The 20094-nt window shown below is 62.5% G+C and carries 19 protein-coding genes; 18 read left to right on the top strand and 1 reads right to left on the bottom strand.

What is annotated here, in order from left to right; genetic code table 11:
- Positions 1 to 8 precede the first annotated feature (8 nt).
- The 7 genes from ybeY to trmB all read left to right on the top strand — a co-directional run bounded on the left by ybeY (position 9) and on the right by trmB (position 6661).
- Positions 9 to 506, top strand: a complete 498-nt coding sequence (gene ybeY / locus NKJ35_RS01125; protein ID WP_352644419.1) for an rRNA maturation RNase YbeY — start codon at positions 9 to 11, stop codon at positions 504 to 506.
- A gap of 28 nt (positions 507 to 534) precedes the next feature.
- The gene (locus tag NKJ35_RS01120) at positions 535 to 1608 is read left to right on the top strand and encodes a hemolysin family protein (RefSeq protein WP_254816261.1); all 1074 of its coding nucleotides are present in this window, start codon (positions 535 to 537) and stop codon (positions 1606 to 1608) included.
- A gap of 17 nt (positions 1609 to 1625) precedes the next feature.
- Positions 1626 to 2096: a VOC family protein gene (locus NKJ35_RS01115; protein ID WP_352644418.1), complete on the top strand. Its 471-nt coding sequence runs from the start codon at positions 1626 to 1628 to the stop codon at positions 2094 to 2096.
- An 87-nt stretch (positions 2097 to 2183) separates the two neighbouring features.
- Entirely contained in the window at positions 2184 to 3770 is a 1587-nt protein-coding gene (gene lnt / locus NKJ35_RS01110; RefSeq protein ID WP_352644416.1) for an apolipoprotein N-acyltransferase, read from the top strand.
- Positions 3771 to 3907: 137 nt separating this feature from the next.
- Complete coding sequence (locus tag NKJ35_RS01105; protein ID WP_023676895.1) at positions 3908 to 4327, top strand: helix-turn-helix domain-containing protein; 420 nt, start codon at positions 3908 to 3910, stop codon at positions 4325 to 4327.
- 331 nt (positions 4328 to 4658) lie between these two features.
- Positions 4659 to 5948, top strand: a complete 1290-nt coding sequence (gene metK / locus NKJ35_RS01100) for a methionine adenosyltransferase (RefSeq protein ID WP_023719567.1) — start codon at positions 4659 to 4661, stop codon at positions 5946 to 5948.
- 11 nt (positions 5949 to 5959) lie between these two features.
- Entirely contained in the window at positions 5960 to 6661 is a 702-nt protein-coding gene (trmB, locus tag NKJ35_RS01095) for a tRNA (guanine(46)-N(7))-methyltransferase TrmB (protein WP_352644414.1), read from the top strand.
- A 60-nt stretch (positions 6662 to 6721) separates the two neighbouring features.
- Here trmB and NKJ35_RS01090 read toward each other — a convergent pair whose 3' ends face one another.
- Entirely contained in the window at positions 6722 to 6886 is a 165-nt protein-coding gene (locus tag NKJ35_RS01090; protein ID WP_352644412.1) for a hypothetical protein, read from the bottom strand.
- Positions 6887 to 7167: 281 nt separating this feature from the next.
- Here NKJ35_RS01090 and rimP point away from each other — a divergent pair, with 281 nt between their 5' ends.
- From rimP to NKJ35_RS01035, 11 genes are all read left to right on the top strand, one after another.
- Positions 7168 to 7800: a ribosome maturation factor RimP gene (gene rimP, locus NKJ35_RS01085; protein WP_352644410.1), complete on the top strand. Its 633-nt coding sequence runs from the start codon at positions 7168 to 7170 to the stop codon at positions 7798 to 7800.
- 46 nt (positions 7801 to 7846) lie between these two features.
- Positions 7847 to 9442, top strand: coding sequence for a transcription termination factor NusA (nusA, locus tag NKJ35_RS01080; RefSeq protein WP_023719563.1), 1596 nt, complete (start codon positions 7847 to 7849; stop codon positions 9440 to 9442).
- A 38-nt stretch (positions 9443 to 9480) separates the two neighbouring features.
- Positions 9481 to 10131, top strand: coding sequence for an RNA-binding protein (locus NKJ35_RS01075; protein ID WP_352644408.1), 651 nt, complete (start codon positions 9481 to 9483; stop codon positions 10129 to 10131).
- The gene (gene infB / locus NKJ35_RS01070; protein ID WP_352644406.1) at positions 10128 to 12695 is read left to right on the top strand and encodes a translation initiation factor IF-2; all 2568 of its coding nucleotides are present in this window, start codon (positions 10128 to 10130) and stop codon (positions 12693 to 12695) included. Before NKJ35_RS01075 ends, infB begins: the two co-directional genes overlap by 4 nt.
- A gap of 213 nt (positions 12696 to 12908) precedes the next feature.
- Positions 12909 to 13259, top strand: coding sequence for a hypothetical protein (locus tag NKJ35_RS01065; protein ID WP_352644404.1), 351 nt, complete (start codon positions 12909 to 12911; stop codon positions 13257 to 13259).
- Positions 13260 to 13355: 96 nt separating this feature from the next.
- Positions 13356 to 13787, top strand: a complete 432-nt coding sequence (rbfA, locus tag NKJ35_RS01060; protein WP_352644402.1) for a 30S ribosome-binding factor RbfA — start codon at positions 13356 to 13358, stop codon at positions 13785 to 13787.
- Entirely contained in the window at positions 13787 to 14740 is a 954-nt protein-coding gene (gene truB, locus NKJ35_RS01055) for a tRNA pseudouridine(55) synthase TruB (protein WP_352644400.1), read from the top strand. The genes rbfA and truB overlap by 1 nt, the downstream gene beginning before the upstream one ends.
- Before the next feature lie 147 nt (positions 14741 to 14887).
- Positions 14888 to 15982 (top strand): magnesium/cobalt transporter CorA, encoded by a 1095-nt coding sequence (gene corA, locus NKJ35_RS01050; RefSeq protein WP_352644398.1) that lies wholly within the window; start codon positions 14888 to 14890, stop codon positions 15980 to 15982.
- A 140-nt stretch (positions 15983 to 16122) separates the two neighbouring features.
- On the top strand, positions 16123 to 16434 hold the full coding sequence (gene rpsO / locus NKJ35_RS01045; RefSeq protein ID WP_280940423.1) for a 30S ribosomal protein S15: 312 nt from the start codon (positions 16123 to 16125) through the stop codon (positions 16432 to 16434).
- Between the two features lie 407 nt (positions 16435 to 16841).
- Complete coding sequence (pnp, locus tag NKJ35_RS01040; RefSeq protein WP_254816273.1) at positions 16842 to 18989, top strand: polyribonucleotide nucleotidyltransferase; 2148 nt, start codon at positions 16842 to 16844, stop codon at positions 18987 to 18989.
- 88 nt (positions 18990 to 19077) lie between these two features.
- The gene (locus tag NKJ35_RS01035; protein WP_352644396.1) at positions 19078 to 20091 is read left to right on the top strand and encodes a class I SAM-dependent methyltransferase; all 1014 of its coding nucleotides are present in this window, start codon (positions 19078 to 19080) and stop codon (positions 20089 to 20091) included.
- Positions 20092 to 20094: the final 3 nt, after the last annotated feature.

The following is a 20094-nucleotide window of genomic DNA, read 5'->3' as shown; positions in this document are numbered from 1 at the left end:
GCGGCCGCATGGCTGAGGAGCAAAAGGCGGGAGGGCCGCTTCCCGTCGAGATTGATATCGCCATAGAGGCGGGCGACTGGCCCGACGAGACGACGCTGACGCGGCTGGTCGACCACGCCGTATCGGCCGCCTTTGCCGAAACCGGTGCGGTCGGCGGTTCCGAGCTCAGTATCGTCTTCTCCGACGATGCCCATATCCGTACGCTCAATGCCGGCTGGCGCGGCAAGGACAAGCCGACCAACGTCCTGTCTTTTCCGGCTTTTCCCTTTGCCAGGGGCGGGCCTCTGCCGCCGATGCTCGGCGACATTGTGCTGGCCGCCGAGACTGTCGCGCGAGAGGCGGCACTGGAAGACAAGCCCGTCGAGGACCATATCTCCCATCTCGTCATCCATGGCCTGCTGCATTTGCTCGGCTATGATCACGAAACGGATGCCGAAGCTGAACTGATGGAAGCGACAGAGCGCGCAGCACTTGCGAGGCTTGCCATTCCCGATCCCTACACGTAATTACAAAAGACCAATTGACCGGACGATGATGAACGACAAACCAGAGACTGCCGCCCGCTCCGACGCCGGCAGTGCGATCAAGCCTTCCGAAACGACGGAAGAGGGCTCGAGTCCGAGTACCACGACCGGCAGCTTCGCCAGCGAGGCATCGCCTGCCGGTCCTTCCCTGTTCGATCGCGTGCTCGGGCTTTTCAGGCACCGCAACGGCACCAGCCTGCGCGAGGAGATTGCCGGTGCGCTTGCCGAAACGGCGAGCGATGCAGAATCCTTCTCGCCCGGCGAACGCGCCATGCTCAACAACATCCTGCGCCTGCGCGAAGTGCGGGTCGAGGATGTCATGGTGCCGCGCGCCGACATCGAGGCGGTCGAGATCACGACGAAGCTCGGCGATCTTCTGGGGCTGTTCGAACAGTCCGGCCACTCCCGCATGCCAGTTTATTCGGAGACGCTCGACGATCCGCGCGGCATGGTTCATATCCGCGACGTGCTGGCGCATATCACCAAGGTCGCCCGCGTCAGAAAGGGCAGGACGACCAGGAAAACCCCGGTCGCGACGGTTCTCGATCTCGCCCAGGTCGATCTGGCGCGCACCATCGGCGATCTCAACCTGATCCGACCGGTGCTGTTCGTGCCGCCGTCGATGCTCGCCTCCGACCTGATGGGGCGAATGCAGACGACGCGCACCCAGATGGCGCTGGTCATCGACGAATATGGCGGCACCGACGGCCTCGTCTCGCTCGAGGACATCGTCGAGATGGTGGTCGGCGACATCGAGGACGAGCATGACGAGGACGAGCCGATGATCACCCAGGCCGGCGAAGGCGTCTTCATCGTCGACGGCAAAGCCGAGATCGACGACGTCGCCAAGATGATCGGCGAGGATTTCGCCGCCGGCGAGCACGGCGAATATGTCGACACGATCGGCGGTATGATCTTCAACACGCTTGGCCGGGTGCCCGCGCGCGGCGAAGTGGTGCAGGCCATACCCGGCTTCGAGTTCCATGTGCTCGACGCCGATCCGCGCCGCGTCAAGCGCGTGCGCATCGTCGAGACCTTGAAGGGCGAGCGGCGGCGCCGCGCCGTCCGCACCGAGCAGGCTTGAAAGACGCGGCTTGCCCGATGGCGGTTGCGGACCCGTTCAAGCACTCGACGCTGGGCTCCGGCGTCTTCTACCAGGATCCGCGGGCCGCATTGACATGGCTTGAAAAAGCCTTCGGCTTCGAGCCGAGCATGGTTGTCAGCGATGCCGATGGCAGGCTCGTCCATTCCGAGATGCGGTTCGGCAATGGTTATATCATCGTCGATTCCGAATGGGCCGGCCACGTCGCCAGTCCGGCTTCAGTTGCGGGCAGGAACACGCAATCGGTCTATGTGCGCCTCAAGGATGGGATAGATGCCCATTGTAACCGTGCAAGGGCGGCGGGAGCCGAGATCATCGAGGAGCCTGCCGACCAGTTTTACGGTGAACGGCAGTACAGGGCGCGCGATCCTGAAGGCCATGTCTGGACCTTTTCCCAGACTGTCCGCTCTGTCCCCCGCGAAGAGGCTGAGCGGCTGGGCGGGCTGAAGATACAAGGCTGGCATCGATAGCCATGGGCGGACTAGGTCGCCCGGTTTGGAGGCAAGCCCGCGGCCTGATAAATCTTGCTTCCTGATTCGCACGACTCGGAAGCATTGATGGAGCGCCAGGCCGGCCGGATAATTCTGCTTTGGGGCTGGCGGCGCGCGCTGGTGGCGTTTCTTGCCGGGGCGCTGGCGGTTCTTGCCCAAGCGCCTTACGATTTCTTCGCCGTCGGTTTCGTTTCGTTCCCACTGCTGGTGTGGCTTCTCGATGGCGCGACCGGCGAAGCCTCGGACGGTTTTCTGCGGCGCTTGCAGCAGGCTTTCGCCGTCGGCTGGTGGTTCGGTTTCGGCTACTTTCTTGCCGGTCTCTGGTGGGTCGGCTCGGCGCTTCTGGTCGAGGCCGACAGCTTTGCCTGGGCCTTGCCGTTCGCGGTGGTCGGCATCCCCCTCGCGCTGGCCTTCTTTTACGGTTTCGCTGCCGTGGTTGCCCGGCTGTTGTGGAGCAACGACATCGGCCGCATCGCCGCGCTCGCCTTCGGCTTTGCGCTGGCGGAATGGCTGCGCGGCTTCCTGTTCACCGGCTTTCCGTGGAATGCCGTCGGCTATGCGGCGATGCCGGTGCCTTTGCTGATGCAGAGCGTCTCGGTGACTGGCATGGTCGGCATGAACGCGCTGGCGGTCTTCGTCTTCGCGCTGCCGGCGCTGCTTGCGGCGCGCCAGCATCTTCGCCTGGGCGCGGCGTTGCTTGTCGTTCTCGTCGCCGCCCATGCCGGCTTCGGCTATATCCGGCTCGCCGCCCCCGAAAAACCGGCGGCCCATAGCCTCGACGTCCGTATCGTGCAACCTGCCGTCGATCTCACCGAAAAATGGGATGCCTCGGTGCGTGACCGCATCTTCGCCACCATGATGGGGCTTTCGGCCAAGGCACCGGAACCCGGCCATGACAGGCCGCAATTGATCCTGTGGCCGGAGACCTCCGTGCCGTTTCTGTTCACCGAACGTCCGGATGCCTTGCCTGCCATCGGAGAGATGCTTGGCGATGGCCAGATGCTGGTTGCCGGCGTCGTTCGCGAGGAAGGCGGCTCGGCGGCCCGCAGCCGTTACTACAACTCGGTCGTGGCGATCGACGACAGGGGCGAAATCGTCGATGCCGTGGACAAGGTCCACCTGGTGCCCTTCGGCGAATATCTGCCTTTCGCCGATCTGCTCGGCCGCTTCGGGCTTGAGCAGCTTGTTGCCGGTCCGATGACCTTCGCGGCGGGCAATGAGCGGCACCCGATCACGCTGCCCGGCGGGATCCGAGCGCTGCCATTTATTTGCTATGAGGTCATCTTCTCCGATCTCGTCGCGGTTGACGCAACGTCAGCCGAGCTTATTGTGAACGTCACCAATGACGCCTGGTTCGGCGACACGCCAGGGCCGTACCAGCACTTCAGGCAGGCGCAGATCCGGGCGGTGGAGAATGGGGTACCCCTGTTGCGCGCGGCTAATAACGGCATTTCGGCCGTTGTCGACCCGCGCGGCCGCATCGTCGACGCGCTGGCAATCGATGCACGCGGCGCCATCGATGTGCGTGTGCCGATCTCCAACCAAGCCATCGTTTCCTCCAGCCAACGACGCATTAACGGAATGCTGATCATGTTTTTGCTCGCCGTAGCGGCATGCATTTTGAACGTAAGGCAAAGGCTACGGGCGAATTGACAGCCGACACATTAGAAACTCATACTGTAAGCGCCTGAAAATTTTCGAAGTCGATAAGGTCGTTCTGTTGGGGCACGGGCCGCGGCGTCGTTTGGGCAGCAAAATAGAAAAAGCCGGAAAAATTCGGCGAGGACAAAATGACAGAAGAAAACAAGAAAAAGCCGAATCCGATCGACATCCACGTCGGAAGCCGCATCCGGCTTCGCCGCAATATGCTGGGAATGAGCCAGGAAAAACTGGGCGAAAACCTCGGCATAACGTTCCAGCAGATCCAAAAGTACGAAAAAGGCACCAATCGCGTCGGCGCCAGCCGTTTGCAGGCAATCGCCTCCATACTCGGCGTGCCCGTCGCCTTCTTTTTCGAGGATGCGCCCGGTCAGGAGCCCGTGGGCAACCGTGGATTTGCCGAGGATGCGTCGATGACCTCCGCCGTCGAATTCTGCGGCAGCCCGGAAGGGCTCCAGCTGAACCGCGCCTTCGTCAAGATCGCCGACGTGAAAGTGCGCCGTAAGATCATTGAGCTTGTGAAGTCGCTCTCCACCGACGAGGTCGATTGACTGGCTCGCGAAGAGTTCAAGAGGTAGAGTTCGTCGTCGCTGGGCACGCAATTTCTCGCGGTTGCCCGCATCGAGGGATGTGCATTCCGCCGATGCGCTAAAGCGCGGATCGATTTTGCTCGACACGCTTCCTCGACGCCGTTTTCCCTCAGTCTGTTGGCGCAAGGGCTGATCGCAGTGCGCCCTGCCGCCGTCTCGGGATGCAAAAGATAAATAACGTCAAAATTCATGCCAGAACGGCTGCATGGCTTGACGAGCGGCGCCCGGCACCGTTAACAACTGGCGCGCCAAAATCGGCGGCCTGCCGATATTTTTTCAAGAGGGGACACCCGTGACGCGGCACAATTACTTCTTCACCTCGGAATCCGTTGCCGAGGGCCATCCCGACAAGGTCTGCGACCGCATCTCCGACGAGATTGTCGATCTCGTCTATCGCGAAGCCAGAAAGACCGGCATGGACCCGTGGAAGGTCCGCGTTGCCTGCGAGACGCTTGCGACAACCAATCGCGTTGTCATCGCCGGCGAGGTGCGCGTCCCCGAGACGCTGCTCAAGAAGGACAAGGAGGGCAATGTCCTGAAGGATGCGGCCGGCCATCCGATTGTCAACCCGGCCAAGTTCAAGTCGGTCGCCCGCAAGGCAATCCGCGAAATCGGCTACGAGCAGGCCGGCTTCCACTGGAAGACGGCCAAGATCGAGGTCCTGCTGCACGGCCAGTCGCCGGATATCGGCCAAGGCGTCGACAACGCCTCCGACCGGCAAGGTGAGGAGGGAGCCGGCGACCAGGGCATCATGTTTGGCTATGCCTGCCGCGAAACCCCGGACCTGATGCCTGCGCCGATCTATTACAGCCACAAGATCCTCGAATTGCTGGCCGCTGCGCGCCATGAAGGCAGCGGTGATGCAGGCAGGCTCGGGCCGGATGCCAAGAGCCAGGTCACCGTCCGCTATGTCGACGGCAAAGCGGCGGAAGTGACGCAGATCGTGCTGTCGACCCAGCATCTCGATGAGACATGGGATTCGAAGAAGGTGCGCAACGTCGTCGAGCCCTATATTCGCGAAGCACTGGGCGACCTGAAGATCGCCGACAATTGCAACTGGTACATCAACCCGACCGGCAAGTTCGTCATCGGCGGGCCCGACGGCGACGCCGGCCTGACCGGCCGCAAGATCATCGTCGACACCTACGGTGGGGCTGCGCCCCATGGCGGCGGCGCTTTCTCCGGCAAGGACACCACCAAGGTCGACCGCTCGGCCGCCTATGCGGCGCGCTATCTCGCCAAGAACGTGGTTGCCGCGAAGCTCGCCGATCGCTGCACTATCCAGCTTTCCTATGCGATCGGTGTCGCCCAGCCGCTGTCGATCTACGTCGACCTCCACGGCACCGGTAAGGTCGACGAGGCAAAGCTCGAGCGTGCACTGCGCACCGTGATGGACCTGTCGCCGTCTGGCATCCGCCGCCACCTCGATCTCAACAAGCCGATCTATGCCAAGACGTCGTCCTACGGCCATTTTGGCCGCAAGGCCGGCCGCGACGGATCCTTCTCCTGGGAGAAGACCGATCTCGCCAAGGCGCTCAAGGACGCTCTCGCCGAACCGGTCGCCGAAGCAGTCGCCGCCTAACCGCGGCGCCTATGGACCCGAAGGACCGGCCAAGCCGTGCGACCGAGGCCTTTTTCGGTCGCCGGCGCGGCAAGACCATTCGACCACAGCAGGCAGCGGCGCTGGAGAGCGGCTTCGCCGCCTACAGGCTCGATCTGACGGTTGAACCGCCGGCCGATCTGCGCAGCCTTTTCGAAGCCGAAGTTTCCGCTGTCCAGCTCGAAATCGGTTTTGGCGGCGGCGAACATCTTCTGCACCGTGCTACGGCCAGCCAGGCGACCGGCTTTATCGGCGTCGAGCCTTTCGTCAACGGCATGGCCAAGATGATGATGGCGGTCCGGGAGCGGCCGCTTGCCAATCTGCGCGTCTATGATGACGACGCCACGCGCCTGCTGGACTGGCTGCCGCAGGCTTCGCTTGACGGCATTGACCTCCTCTATCCGGATCCGTGGCCGAAGAAGAAGCACTGGAAGCGGCGCTTCGTCAGCCCGGTCAATCTCGACCGCTTCGCGCGCGTCCTGAAGCACGGCGGAAAGTTCCACTTTGCGTCCGACATCGACAGCTATGTGAACTGGACGCTGCTGCATTGCCGTGCGCACGGCGCCTTCACGTGGCAGGCAAGCGAAGCCGCCGACTGGCATCGGCCCTATGATGGCTGGCCGGGGACGCGCTATGAGGCCAAGGCCATTCGCGAAGGCCGACGGCCCGCCTATCTGACCTTCGTGCGGAAATAATCGGGAAATTAGAGCTGAGCACAAGGCGAGCGGGCCGAAGGCTCTCGGCGCTCACCTGGCTCAGAAGCGACGGATATTGTCGAAGGCTGCCGGCTCCATGCCGAGATTGCGCAGATCATGCGCACGCGGCTTGCGACCGTTTTCCACAGCCCGCGACGCTGCTACGGCGCTGCCGAACACGCTAAAGACATCGCCTATGGCTGAAAAAAAACCACGATTGTTCATGATCGTACCCTTTCGAGCGCAGTGAGCGCTCCAATTGTGCAATGCAATATAGATAGTCGTGCGTGGCCGGTGCTCAAAGGGGGATCACTGCATGGGCGCCATGCATTTGGCGCAGCGCTGCGGACTCGGAGCCTTGCCGTCATGCACGACGGGCTTGAAACGAGGACCACGATCGTCTATATCAGCTTCAAATTCTTGGTCGGTATGACGAAGAGTGGGTCCACCCGGTCCCGCTCTTTTTTATTACCTGCCGACCAACAGGGATCGAGCGACAGGACCGAATGACAGTGATGGCAAGCGAAGGCGACGATCGCATCATCCGCGAAAGCGGCATCGATGCGCGCATCGCGCTGATCGTTCAGCCGGTACTGCGGGCCATTGGCTTCCGCCTGGTACGTGTGCACCTGTCGGGCCAGAACGGGCTGACGCTGCAGATCATGGCCGAGCGCGAGGACGGCACCATGACGGTCGAGGATTGTGAAGAGGTCAGCCGGGCGGTGTCGCCGGCGCTCGATGTCGATGATCCGATCGAGAAGGCTTATCATCTCGAAGTGTCGTCGCCGGGCATCGACCGGCCGCTGGTCCGCAAATCGGACTTTGCAGCCTGGACCGGCCATCTGGTGAAGATGGAGACGTCGGTTCTCGTCGCCGACCGCAAGCGCTTCAAGGGCAGGATCGCCGAAAGCGACGCGGACGGTGTGGTGATCGAGCGCGACAAGGCCGCTTACGGCGAGGAGCCGACGGTGCGTGTTCCCTACGATGCGATTGCCGAAGCGCGGCTGGTTCTGACCGACGATCTTATCCGCGATGCACTGTCGAAGGACAACCGGGCGCGCAAGGAAGCCAGGAAACGCCGCGGCGAACCCGAAGACGCACCAGCGGGTGCGGAAGACGAAACCGAACAGGAAATGTGATTGGGCTGCCGGCGGTAAGGTCGGCGACAAGCTCGGGAGAAAGAAGATGGTTGTAAGCGCCAACAGGCTTGAACTGCTGCAGATCGCCGATGCGGTCGCGCGTGAAAAGTCGATCGACAAGTCGATCGTCATCGCCGCCATGGCCGATGCGATCCAGAAGGCCGCGCGCTCGCGCTACGGCCAGGAAACCAATATCCGGGCGGATATCAATCCGAATACCGGCGAGATGAAGCTGCAGCGGCTGATGGAAGTGGTCGAGAAGGTCGACGACTACGCGACCCAGATTGCCATTTCCTCGGCGCGCGAGCGAAATCCGGACGCCCAGCTCGGCGATTTCATCGCCGAACAGCTGCCGCCGATGGATTTCGGCCGTATCGCCGCCCAGTCGGCCAAGCAGGTCATCGTGCAGAAGGTGCGCGAGGCCGAGCGCGACCGGCAATATGACGAATACAAGGACCGCATCGGCGAGATCGTCAACGGCACCGTCAAGCGCGTCGAATACGGCAACGTCATCGTCGATCTCGGCCGCGGCGAGGCGATCATCCGCCGCGACGAGCTGATTCCGCGCGAAAACTACAAGTATGGCGATCGCGTCCGTGCCTATGTCTATGACGTGCGCCGCGAACAGCGCGGTCCGCAGATCTTCCTGTCGCGCACCCATCCGCAGTTCATGGCGAAGCTGTTCACCATGGAAGTGCCGGAAATCTACGACGGCATCATCGAGATCAAGTCGGTCGCCCGCGATCCGGGTTCGCGCGCCAAGATCGCTGTCATCTCGCGCGACAGCTCCATCGATCCGGTCGGTGCCTGCGTCGGTATGCGCGGCAGCCGCGTCCAGGCGGTCGTCGGTGAATTGCAGGGCGAGAAGATCGACATCATTCCGTGGTCGCCTTCGGCGGCGTCCTTCATTGTCAATGCATTGCAGCCGGCGGAAGTCGCCAAGGTGGTGCTCGACGAGGATGCCGAGCGCATCGAGGTCGTCGTTCCCGACGATCAGTTGTCGCTGGCCATTGGCCGCCGCGGCCAGAACGTCCGTCTTGCCTCGCAGCTCACCGGCTGGGATATCGACATCCTGACCGAGCAGGAAGAGAGCGAACGCCGCCAGAAGGAATTCGTCGAACGGTCGTCGCTGTTCATGGAAGCCCTCGACGTCGACGAGATGGTCGGCCAGGTGCTCGCCTCCGAAGGCTTCACCAGCGTCGAGGAAGTCGCGTATGTCGATTCCGGCGAAATCGCGTCGATCGACGGCTTCGACGAGGACACGGCTTCGGAAATCCAGACCCGCGCCCGCGAATATCTGGAGAAGATCGAAGCCGAGCACGACGAGAAGCGCAAGGCCCTCGGCGTCAAGGACGAATTGCGCGAGATTCCCGGCATCACCACCGCCATGATGGTGACGCTCGGCGAGGACGGCGTGAAGACGATCGAGGATTTCGCCGGCTACGCCGCCGACGACCTGACCGGTTGGAAAGAACGCAAGGACGGCGAGACGAAGGTATTCCCGGGTGTGCTCGCCAACCATGGCGTATCACGCGCCGATGCCGAGCAGATGGTCCTGGCGGCTCGCCTGAAGGCTGGCTGGATCACCGAAGACGAGCTTGCCGCCGAGGGCGTGCCGGCTGACGAAACCGTCGGTGCGTGAGGTGAAACCGCATCGCACCGAACCCGCCCTTGGACGAGATGAACGATCGCACCTGCATCGTCACCCGCAGGCAAGCCGAACCGGATGAACTGATCCGTTTCGTCGTCGGCCCGGATTCGGCCGTCGTTCCGGACATCAAGAGAAACCTGCCCGGCCGCGGTTGCTGGGTGACGGCCGACCGCCTACATATAGACAAGGCAGCGGCGAAAAACCTGTTTGCCCGTGCTTTCAAGGCGCAGGTGAGCGTGCCAGCCGATCTTGGCGGTATGGTCGACGCGCTGCTTTCCAGGTCCGCTCTGGGCATGCTTGGCTTGGCCCGCAAGGCGGGCGCCATAGCGCTCGGAGCGACCAAGGTCGAGAGTGCCGTGCGCGGCGGACTTGCACTTTTCGTGCTCCACGCGACCGAGGCTTCCGACGATGGCGTCCGCAAGATAAGCCAGGCGCGACGGGCAACCGTCCACCTCGGCGGGCCTGCGATCCGCGCTTACAAACTTTTCTCCGAGGCCGAGTTGAGCTTGGCATTGGGGGGTACAAATGTGATACATGCTGCCGTTCTCGCGGGAGACGCGGGCAGGGCGGTCCAGAAGCGCATGGTTGCGCTCGACCGATATCGGGGCGGTTCCCCGGACGATCTGGCAATGCTTGCGGCCGTTGCTGACGAAGATGATGCCGCAGAGGATATGGAATGAGCGATACGAAATCGGGCGACGACAAGACGCTGAGTGTTACGCCGAAGAAGACCTTGACGCTGAAGCGCCCCGGTATGGAACAGGGCACGGTGCGCCAGAACTTCTCGCATGGCCGCACCAAGTCGGTGGTCGTCGAGACCAAGAAGCGCAAGTTCTCGCTGCCTGGCGACAAGCCGGAGCCGGCGGCAGCGCCTGTGTCCGTTTTCACGCCGAAGCCGGTCGCGGCAGCGCCTGCCGTGCAGGAAGCTCCCAAGGCGCCGCCGCCTCCGCCGCCGGTCGAACGCGGCGGCATGGTGCTGAACGAGTTGTCGCGCCAGGAAATGGAAGCACGCCGCCGGGCTCTCGAGGGCTCGAAGGTCCGCGACGTCGAGGATCGCCAGCGCGCCATCGAGGAGGCCAAGCGCCGCAGCGAGGACGAAGAGCGCCGCCGCCGCGAGCGCGAGGAATCGGCTCGCCGTCAGGCCGAGGAAGAGGCACGGCTGCAAGCCGAGGCCGAATCCCGCCGCCGTGCCGAGGAAGAGGCGCGCCGCCGTGCGCCGCTCGCCGCCGAACTGGCGACGGTCGATGACGAGGAAGAGGTCAAGCCGAAGCGGACCGGTGCCGGTGCACCGGTGCGCCGTCTGGTCACGCCCGAAGTGGCACGTCCTGCCAAGCCGACCAAGGGCGAGGAAGACCGCCGCCGCGGCAAGCTGACGCTGAATTCGGCTCTTTCCGACGAGGATGCGCGCGCCCGCTCGCTGTCGTCGATGCGCCGCCGTCAGGAGAAATTCAAGCGCGCGTTGCATAACGAGCCACGCGAGAAAGTCATGCGTGAAGTGATCCTGCCCGAAACCATCACCATCCAGGAGTTGGCGCAGCGCATGTCCGAGCGCGCTGTCGACGTGGTCAAGTTCTTCATGAAGCAGGGCCAGATCCTGAAGCCTGGTGACGTGATCGACGCCGACACGGCCGAACTGGTCGCCACCGAATTTGGCCACACGGTCCGCCGCGTCGCCGAGTCCGACATCGAAGAGGGCTTGTTCAACATCGCCGATCGTCCCGAGGACCTGCAGCCGCGTCCGCCGGTGGTAACGATCATGGGCCATGTCGATCACGGCAAGACCTCGTTGCTCGATGCCATCCGCAATGCCAACGTCGTCTCCGGCGAAGCCGGCGGCATTACCCAGCATATCGGCGCTTATCAGGTCGAGAAGAACGGTCACAAGATCACGTTCATAGACACGCCCGGCCACGCCGCCTTCACGGCGATGCGTGCCCGCGGTGCCCAGGCGACCGATATCGCCATCCTCGTGGTGGCAGCTGACGACAGCGTCATGCCGCAGACGATCGAATCGATCAATCACGCCAAGGCGGCCGGCGTTCCGATCATTGTGGCGATCAACAAGATCGACAAGCATGACGCCGACCCGCAGAAGGTGCGCTCGGAACTGCTGCGCCACGAGGTGTTCGTCGAATCCATGGGCGGCGAGGTGCTGGATGTCGAGGTGTCGGCTACCAAGGGCATCAATCTCGACAAGTTGCTCGAAGCGATCCTGCTGCAGGCCGAAATCCTCGACCTGAAGGCCAATCCGGACCGCACCGCCGAAGGCGTGGTCATCGAAGCCCAGCTCGACAAGGGCCGCGGCCCGGTCGCTACCGTGCTGGTGCAGACCGGCACGTTGATGCCGGGCGACATTCTCGTCGCCGGCAACGAATGGGGCCGGGTACGCGCGCTCGTCAACGATCGCGGCGAGCAGGTCAAGGAAGCGCCGCCGGCAATGCCGGTGGAAGTCCTCGGTCTGCAAGGTACGCCGCTGGCCGGCGACCGTTTCGCCGTTGTCAACAACGAAGCCCGCGCCCGCGAGATCACCGAATATCGCCAGCGTCTGGCGCGTGAGAAGGCGGTGGCCAGGCATGCCGGCCAGCGCGGCTCGCTTGAACAGATGATGTCGCAATTGCAGACAAGCGGATTGAAGGAATTCCCGCTGGTCATCAAGGGCGACGTGCAGGGCTCGATCGAGGCGATCAATGCGGCGCTCGACAATCTCGGCACCGACGAGGTGCGCGCCCGCATCGTCCATGCCGGGGCCGGCGGCATCACCGAAAGCGACGTGTCGCTGGCGGAAACTTCCGGGGCTGCGATCATCGGCTTCAACGTTCGCGCCAACGCGCAGGCCCGCGCAGCCGCGGCTGCGGCAGGCATCGAGATCCGCTACTATTCGATCATCTACAATCTGGTCGATGATGTGAAAGCGGCTCTTTCCGGCCTGCTCTCGCCGGAGCGTCGCGAGACCTTCATCGGCAATGCCGAGATCCTCGAGATCTTCGACATCACCAAGGTCGGCAAGATCGCCGGCTGCCGTGTCACCGAAGGCAAGGTCGAGCGTGGTGCGGGCGTGCGCCTGATCCGCGACAATGTCGTCATCCACGAAGGCACGCTGAAGACCCTGAAGCGCTTCAAGGACGAAGTTTCGGAAGTTCCGGCCGGCCAGGAATGCGGCATGGCCTTCCAGAACTACGAGGACATGCGCGTCGGCGACGTCATCGAGTGCTTCCGCGTCGAGATGGTGACCAGGACGCTGTAGTGTCGGCATATGGAGCAAGAACGAAGCCTTGAGTACCGCTTTGTTCTGTCTCCTGCCGATTTTTCAGGGGTCTACTCAAGGGCGCGGAGCGAAAGTCGTCTCGGGGCCCTGAGACGGTTGTTTTACTGCTTTCTCGTTGGCATTCCGCTTGTGCTTGCCACAAACTATCTCGACGGCTCCGGTGCTTTGGCCGGAGTCGCGGGAGTTGTGGGCATGATGACCATTGTCACGGGTATCATGATCAATCTCGGCCCCATTCTCGCGAGGCGAGTCGAGGTTGCTCATTTCGAGCCTGAACCCACCATGATCCGAGTGGATGTCGCCGGCATCTCAAAGCGCGCCGCAGATGCAGAGATCCACATCGGATGGAAATCCGTAAACCGAGTTACTCTGACCGAATTCGGCATCGGTTTTGTGACGCAAGAGGGTGGCTGGTTTATTCCGATGAGTGCATTTGGGTCCGAGAGCGATTTGAAAGCCGAATACGACAGGATCGTTTCGTTCATGGTCTCATTACAGGCCGGCCCGGAGACAGAGCATTCACTGCCGCGCACCTTACATTAGCTGAGGTGCGGGTTCCTTGGGGTAGCCAAGCCGGATCAACGGCGCTAAGTCAACCGTTTGAGGCGGTTCGAACCCGCACTGTGAGAAGAGATTTTCATGCCAAGACCATCAACAGCTGGCCCATCCCAGCGCATGCTGCGCGTCGGCGAGCAGGTGCGCCATGCGCTCTCCGAGACTTTGCAGCGCGGCGAGATTCTCGATCCGCTGATCGAGAATGCCGTGGTCTCGGTCTCCGAAGTGCGCATGTCGCCCGATCTGAAGATCGCCACCGCCTTCGTCTCGCCGCTTGGCGCCAAGGATGCCGGTGCGGTGGTCGAAGCGCTCAACAAGCATGCGAAGTTCGTCCGCGGCCGCGTCTCCGGCGCGCTGCGGCAGATGAAGTACATGCCGGAATTCCGCTTCCGGCTCGACACCAGCTACGACAATTTCCAGAAGATCAACGAATTGCTGCACTCGCCCGAAGTGGCGCGCGATCTCAGCGCCGGCGACAAAGACAAAGACAAAGACGACCGGAAGGATAGCGAATAGTGGCGCGTCACGGCAAGAAGAAGGGCCGGCCGATCTCGGGCTGGCTGGTACTGGACAAGCCGGTCGGCATGGGCTCGACCGAAGCCGTGTCCAAGATCAAATGGCTGTTCCAGGCAGAGAAGGCCGGCCACGCCGGCACGCTCGACCCGCTCGCGTCCGGCATGCTGCCGATCGCGCTCGGCGAAGCGACCAAGACCGTGCCTTACGTCCAGGACGGCGCCAAGGTCTACCGCTTCACGGTTGCCTGGGGCGAGGAGCGTTCGACCGACGACCTCGAAGGCCCGGCGACCAAAAGCTCGGACCGCCGTCCGGCGGAAGCCGACGTACGGGCGCTGCTTTCGAAATATACCGGCGTCATCATGCAGACACCGCCGCAATTTTCGGCGATCAAGATCGCCGGCGAGCGCGCCTACGACCTTGCCCGCGATGGCGAGACGATCGACATTCCGGCACGTGAGGTCGAGATCGGCCGGCTCGACCTGGTCGACCACATGGCCGATCGCACCATCTTCGAGGTCGAATGCGGCAAGGGCACCTATGTCCGCTCGCTGGCCCGCGACATGGGCCGCGACCTCGGCTGCTTCGGCCACATTGCCGAGCTGCGGCGGGTCGAGGTCGAGCCATTCACGCAGGAAGATTTCGTCACCCTGGCCGAGCTGGAAGCCGCCCGCTTCGGCGAGCAGGGCGAGCCGCAGGCAGCGGACGCCCCGATCGACTTCGGTGCCATCGATGCACTTCTGGTTGACACCGCCGCCGCGCTCGAATGCCTGCCGCAGGTCGCGATCAGCGATGATGCGGCAACCAAAATCCGCCTCGGCAATCCGGTCATCATTCGCGGCCGTGACGCGCCGGTAGAAGCGGAGGAGGCTTGCGCCACCGCGCGCGGCAAGTTGGTCGCCATCGGCGCTATCGAGCAAGGCATGTTCAAGCCAAAGCGGGTCTTTATCGGGTAACAGCTGTCGCCCGGCGCATGATCTCCAAACCGGATTCTATTTTGGGAAACGATCATGCGTTAAATCCAACGGGGCTACGGTGCCGTTTGCCGTCCGAAAGGATGCGCTGCGCTGTAGTGCCGTTCGACGCTGCACTTGAGGGGGCACATGGCAAAGGCTGACACGGTCAACAAGCGGGCGGCGCTCAAAACACGGAGGCCGCCGGTCGGGGCTTCGCCGGGCACGCTGATCGCCGACCCGGCGGCGCGCCGCTCCGAGCTCAGGCTGACGTTGATCTCGCCTGAAAAGTTCAAGACGATCGACAATGCCAGCATCGACGACGTCAACACCCATTGCCACAATTGGCCGGTCATCTGGCTCGACTGCACAGGCCTCGCCAATATCCAGCTGATCGAGGAGATCGGCCGGATTTTCAACCTGCATCCGCTGGCGCTGGAAGATGTCGTCAATACAGGCCAGCGGCCGAAGGTGGATTTCTTCGAGGACCACGCCTTTGTCGTCGTCAGGATGATCGACGACGTCACCGCGCACCGTTATGAACAGATCACCGTCTTCTTCGGCAAGAATTTCGTCGTCACCTTCCAGGAGCGCGAAGGCGACCCGTTCGATCCCGTGCGCAAGCGGATCGCAAGCTCGGTGCCCAACCGCTTGCGCTCGCGCGGCGCCGACTATCTCGCCTATGCTTTGATCGACGCCATCGTCGACAGCTATTTCCCGCCGATCGAGGCTGCTGGCGAATTGGTCGACAGCATCGAGGACCAGATGCTGCACCAGGCGCACAAGCACCAGATGCGGCAGCTTCACGAATTGCGGCGCGATGCCAATGTGCTGAAGGGCGTGCTTTGGCCGATGCGCGATGCGCTGGCGACCATGATCCGCAACGACGTGCCCTATGTGAAGGCCGAAACCAAGATATTCCTGAACGACACGCTCGATCATTCGCTGCGATTGATCGAACTGGTCGAAACCCAGCGCGACATGCTGACTGGCCTGATCGAGATGCACTTGTCGCTCAGCCAGGCGCGCACCAACGACGTCATCAGCTACCTGACGATCGTCTCGGTGATCTTCATGCCGCTTACCTTTCTCGTCGGCGTATGGGGCATGAATTTCGACCCCGACACCTCGCCCTGGAACATGCCGGAGCTGAAGGCCTATTACGGCTATCCCCTGTCGCTCGCCTTCATGGCGCTTGTTGCGGTCGGGCTCTTTGCGTACTTCAAATGGAAGAAATGGCTCTGACTAGGCGGAAGTGCCCGTTTATGCAGCAAAAAGCCGGCTTGTGAATTAGGCTGGCCTTTTTGTCGGAATTGCACTATATGCGCCGCAGCTTCGCGCTTTGACGCGTTGCTTGCACCGGCCCCTGCTGGACGACATCCCGGCTGAGGGCGTCCCGTTTCCTCAAACAGACAAGGAAAAACACGATGTCGATTACTGCCGAACGCAAGAAGGAATTGATGGGCGAATTCGCAACCGCCAAGGGCGATACCGGGTCTCCGGAAGTTCAGGTGGCCATCCTTTCCGAGCGCATCAAGAACCTGACCGATCATTTCAAGGACCACAAGAAGGATAACCATTCCCGCCGTGGTCTGCTCGCTCTCGTTTCCCAGCGCCGCAGCCTGCTTGATTATCTCAAGCGCAAGGACGACGCGCGCTATCAGACGCTGATCGAGAAGCTCGGTCTGCGCCGTTGACGAATTGACCGGCGGGTTCTTTCGAGAGCCCGCCGGTCGCGCATTGGAGCACCGGATCATCCAAGGCTCCAATGAAGAAAGCAGAGCGCCGCGCACCGGTTTGGCTGCGCAAAGGACGCTCTGAAGTTTTAGATTTGCGCAGGATACTTTCCGAAAACCTGGTTTTCGGGTCCACGCGCAAGGCCAGTCGGATCGATTGGCCAACCCGGTTTCGAACAGCAGAGGGCCACTCGAAACCGCCCATGGACGGTCATGGGGCAGGATTGCAGGACGCTCGTGCGGCACCGCGCCGAATAGCCGAGCTTCCCGTTGTCTTGCCCGTGGCTGCCCGAGAAAGGAAGCCAAGGGAAAGGGGCATCCGCGCACGCTGAAACGGCGCGGCCCTTTCCGCATACGAAGGACAAGACATGTTCAATTACCATAAAGTGGAAATCGAATGGGGCGGCCGCCCGCTCATTCTCGAAACCGGCAAGATCGCGCGTCAGGCTGATGGCGCGGTGCTGGCCACCTACGGCGAAACCAAGGTTCTCGCCACCGTCGTCTCGATGAAGGAGCCGAAACCCGGCCTCGATTTCTTCCCGCTGACGGTCAACTACCAGGAAAAGACTTACGCCGCAGGCAAGATCCCGGGTGGCTATTTCAAGCGGGAAGGCCGTCCGAGCGAGAAGGAAACGCTGGTTTCCCGCCTGATCGACCGCCCGATCCGCCCGCTCTTCGCCGAAGGCTACAAGAACGACACCCAGATCGTCGTCACTGTCGTCCAGCACGATCTCGAAAATGATCCGGACATCCTGTCGATCGTCGCCACCTCCGCCGCTCTGACCTTGTCCGGCGTGCCGTTCATGGGCCCGGTCGGCGGCGCCCGCGTCGGCTACATCAACGGCGAATACGTGCTCAACCCGCACGTCGACGAGATGCAGGAATCGAAGCTCGACCTGGTCGTCGCCGGCACCGCCGACGCCGTGCTGATGGTCGAGTCCGAAGCCAAGGAACTCGGCGAGGACCTTATGCTCGGCGCCGTCATGTTCGGCCACAGGGGCTTCCAGCCGGTGATCGACGCGATCATCAAGCTGGCTGAAGTCGCGGCCAAGGACCCGCGCGACTTCACCGCGCCGGACTATTCCGCACTTGAAGCCGAGATGCTCAAGATCGTCGAAGGCGAGCTTCGCGACGCCTACAAGATCACCGACAAGCAGAAGCGCTATGCCGCCGTCGACGCCGTCAAGGCGAAGGTCAAGGCCGCGTTCGCGCCGGCAGAAGGCGAAGAGGCCAAATACACGTCCGAACAGATCGGCACCGTGTTCAAGGAGCTCCAGGCCAAGGTCGTGCGCTGGAACATCCTCGACACCGGCTCGCGCATCGACGGCCGCGACCTGAAGACGGTCCGCAAGATCGTCTCGGAAGTCGGCGTCCTGCCGCGCACGCACGGCTCGGCGTTGTTCACCCGTGGCGAGACCCAGGCACTGGTCGTCGCCACGCTCGGCACCGGCGAGGACGAGCAGTATGTCGATTCGCTGACCGGCATGTACAAGGAGAAGTTCCTCCTGCACTACAACTTCCCTCCCTATTCGGTCGGTGAAACCGGCCGCATGGGTTCACCGGGCCGCCGCGAAATCGGTCACGGCAAGCTCGCCTGGCGCGCCATCCGGCCGATGCTGCCGACCGCCGACCAGTTCCCCTATACGTTGCGCGTCGTTTCGGAGATCACCGAGTCCAACGGTTCGTCATCGATGGCTACCGTCTGCGGCACCTCGCTGGCGCTGATGGATGCCGGCGTGCCACTGGCCAAGCCGGTCGCCGGTATTGCAATGGGCCTGATCAAGGAAGGCGAGCGCTTCGCCGTGCTCTCCGACATTCTTGGCGACGAGGACCACCTCGGCGACATGGACTTCAAGGTTGCCGGCACCGCCTACGGCATCACCTCGCTGCAGATGGACATCAAGATCGAGGGCATCACCGAGGAGATCATGAAGATCGCCCTCGACCAGGCCAAGGAAGGCCGTCAGCACATTCTTGGCGAAATGGCCCATGCGCTGTCCGGCGCGCGTGCCGAGCTCGGCGAGTTCGCACCGCGCATCGAGGTCATGCACATTCCGACCGACAAGATCCGCGATGTGATCGGCTCGGGCGGCAAGGTCATCCGCGAAATCGTCGAAAAGACCGGTGCCAAGATCAACATTGAGGATGACGGCACGGTCAAGATCGCTTCGGCCAACGCCAAGGAGATCGAGGCGGCGAAGAAGTGGATCCACACCATCGTCGCTGAGCCGGAAGTCGGGGAGATCTACGAAGGCACGGTCGTCAAGACCGCCGACTTCGGCGCTTTCGTCAACTTCTTCGGCCCGCGCGACGGTCTCGTCCACATCTCGCAGCTCGCCAATGATCGTGTCGCCAAGACCTCCGATGTCGTCAAGGAAGGCGACAAGGTCTGGGTCAAGCTGATGGGCTTCGACGAGCGCGGCAAGGTCCGCCTGTCGATGAAGGTCGTCGACCAGGCCACCGGCAAGGAAATCGCTCGCGACAAAAAGAGCGAAGGCGAAGAAAACGCCGCCTAAGCTGATCTAACTATGCAATCGAAGCGGGCGCGCCGGAAGGTCGCGCCCGTTTGCATTCAACAACAGCCTTGCAGTTCAAGAGTGGTGAATGTCCGCCGAGCCGCTGAAGACGCTTTTCCATCCTTTCGTGGCAGGGGCTGTGTCCCTGCCACGAAAGGATGAATGCATTCTCTTTCTCGGTGCCGAGCCCGGCTTTCGCTTACCCGCAGGCTTTGATGCCAAGCTTCATCTCGTCCAAGGCTTCAGACCGCATTTTCGTGCCTTGCAGGCATCCGGCTTCACTGTCACGCCGCAGGTCGAAGGCGAGGCTTTCGACGCGGCATTTGTGCTCGCCGGCCGCCATCGCGGCCAAAACGAGTTGCGCGTCGCCGAAGCGGTCGAACGCGTGGCACCAGGCGGGTTGATCGTCGTCGCCGGCGGCAAGGACGATGGCATCGCCAGCCTGCGCAAGCATGTCGGCGCCCTTGTGCCGCTCGAAGGCCACCTGCCGAAGCATCACGGCATTGCCTTCTGGTTTCGCCGGCCGACCGATACCGTTGCCGCGGCAACGCTTCGCGCCGCCAATCCGGACTTGGTGGTCGAGGACCACTTCCGCACGGCCCCAGGCATGTTTTCCTTCGACAAGATCGATGGGGGATCGAAGCTGCTGGTCGAAAATCTGCCCAACGATCTGCGTGGCAGTGTTGCGGATTTCTGTGCCGGTTGGGGCTATGTCGCTGCCGAGGTCGCCGCCCGCTCACCCGGCATATCGGCGCTTGACCTTTACGAAGCGGATTTCGAGGCGCTGGAGGCGGCCAAAACCAATGTCGGCAACACAGGCGTGGAGCCACGTTTCTTCTGGACAGATCTTTTGAGCGAACCGGTGGAGCGCCGCTACGATGTGGTCGTCATGAACCCGCCCTTTCACCGCAGCCGGGCGACTGAGCCGGAAATCGGTGCCGGTATGATCCGCGCGGCAGGCAGAGCGCTGAAGCCGGGCGGCCGGTTGTTCATGGTGGCAAACCGCCAGCTTCCCTACGAACCGGTGCTGGCGGCCGCCTTCTCCACCCATGCGGAGCTCGCCCGTGACGGCATGTTTAAGATCTTCTCGGCGCGACGCTGAAAC

The organism is Mesorhizobium sp. M0136 (assembly GCF_040322515.1).
Lineage (GTDB): Bacteria > Pseudomonadota > Alphaproteobacteria > Rhizobiales > Rhizobiaceae > Mesorhizobium.
This window is presented reverse-complemented; position numbering and strand designations above follow the sequence as displayed.

Bases quoted from the DNA above. Each gene is read 5' to 3' on its own strand.
- ybeY (WP_352644419.1), top strand. From the start codon at position 9: ATGGCTGAGGAGCAAAAGGCGGGAGGGCCGCTTCCCGTCGAGATTGAT.
- NKJ35_RS01120 (WP_254816261.1), top strand. From the start codon at position 535: ATGAACGACAAACCAGAGACTGCCGCCCGCTCCGACGCCGGCAGTGCG.
- NKJ35_RS01115 (WP_352644418.1), top strand. From the start codon at position 1,626: ATGGCGGTTGCGGACCCGTTCAAGCACTCGACGCTGGGCTCCGGCGTC.
- lnt (WP_352644416.1), top strand. From the start codon at position 2,184: ATGGAGCGCCAGGCCGGCCGGATAATTCTGCTTTGGGGCTGGCGGCGC.
- NKJ35_RS01105 (WP_023676895.1), top strand. From the start codon at position 3,908: ATGACAGAAGAAAACAAGAAAAAGCCGAATCCGATCGACATCCACGTC.
- trmB (WP_352644414.1), top strand. From the start codon at position 5,960: ATGGACCCGAAGGACCGGCCAAGCCGTGCGACCGAGGCCTTTTTCGGT.
- NKJ35_RS01090 (WP_352644412.1), bottom strand. From the start codon at position 6,886: ATGAACAATCGTGGTTTTTTTTCAGCCATAGGCGATGTCTTTAGCGTG.
- rimP (WP_352644410.1), top strand. From the start codon at position 7,168: ATGACAGTGATGGCAAGCGAAGGCGACGATCGCATCATCCGCGAAAGC.
- nusA (WP_023719563.1), top strand. From the start codon at position 7,847: ATGGTTGTAAGCGCCAACAGGCTTGAACTGCTGCAGATCGCCGATGCG.
- NKJ35_RS01075 (WP_352644408.1), top strand. From the start codon at position 9,481: ATGAACGATCGCACCTGCATCGTCACCCGCAGGCAAGCCGAACCGGAT.
- infB (WP_352644406.1), top strand. From the start codon at position 10,128: ATGAGCGATACGAAATCGGGCGACGACAAGACGCTGAGTGTTACGCCG.
- NKJ35_RS01065 (WP_352644404.1), top strand. From the start codon at position 12,909: ATGATGACCATTGTCACGGGTATCATGATCAATCTCGGCCCCATTCTC.
- rbfA (WP_352644402.1), top strand. From the start codon at position 13,356: ATGCCAAGACCATCAACAGCTGGCCCATCCCAGCGCATGCTGCGCGTC.
- corA (WP_352644398.1), top strand. From the start codon at position 14,888: ATGGCAAAGGCTGACACGGTCAACAAGCGGGCGGCGCTCAAAACACGG.
- pnp (WP_254816273.1), top strand. From the start codon at position 16,842: ATGTTCAATTACCATAAAGTGGAAATCGAATGGGGCGGCCGCCCGCTC.
- NKJ35_RS01035 (WP_352644396.1), top strand. From the start codon at position 19,078: ATGTCCGCCGAGCCGCTGAAGACGCTTTTCCATCCTTTCGTGGCAGGG.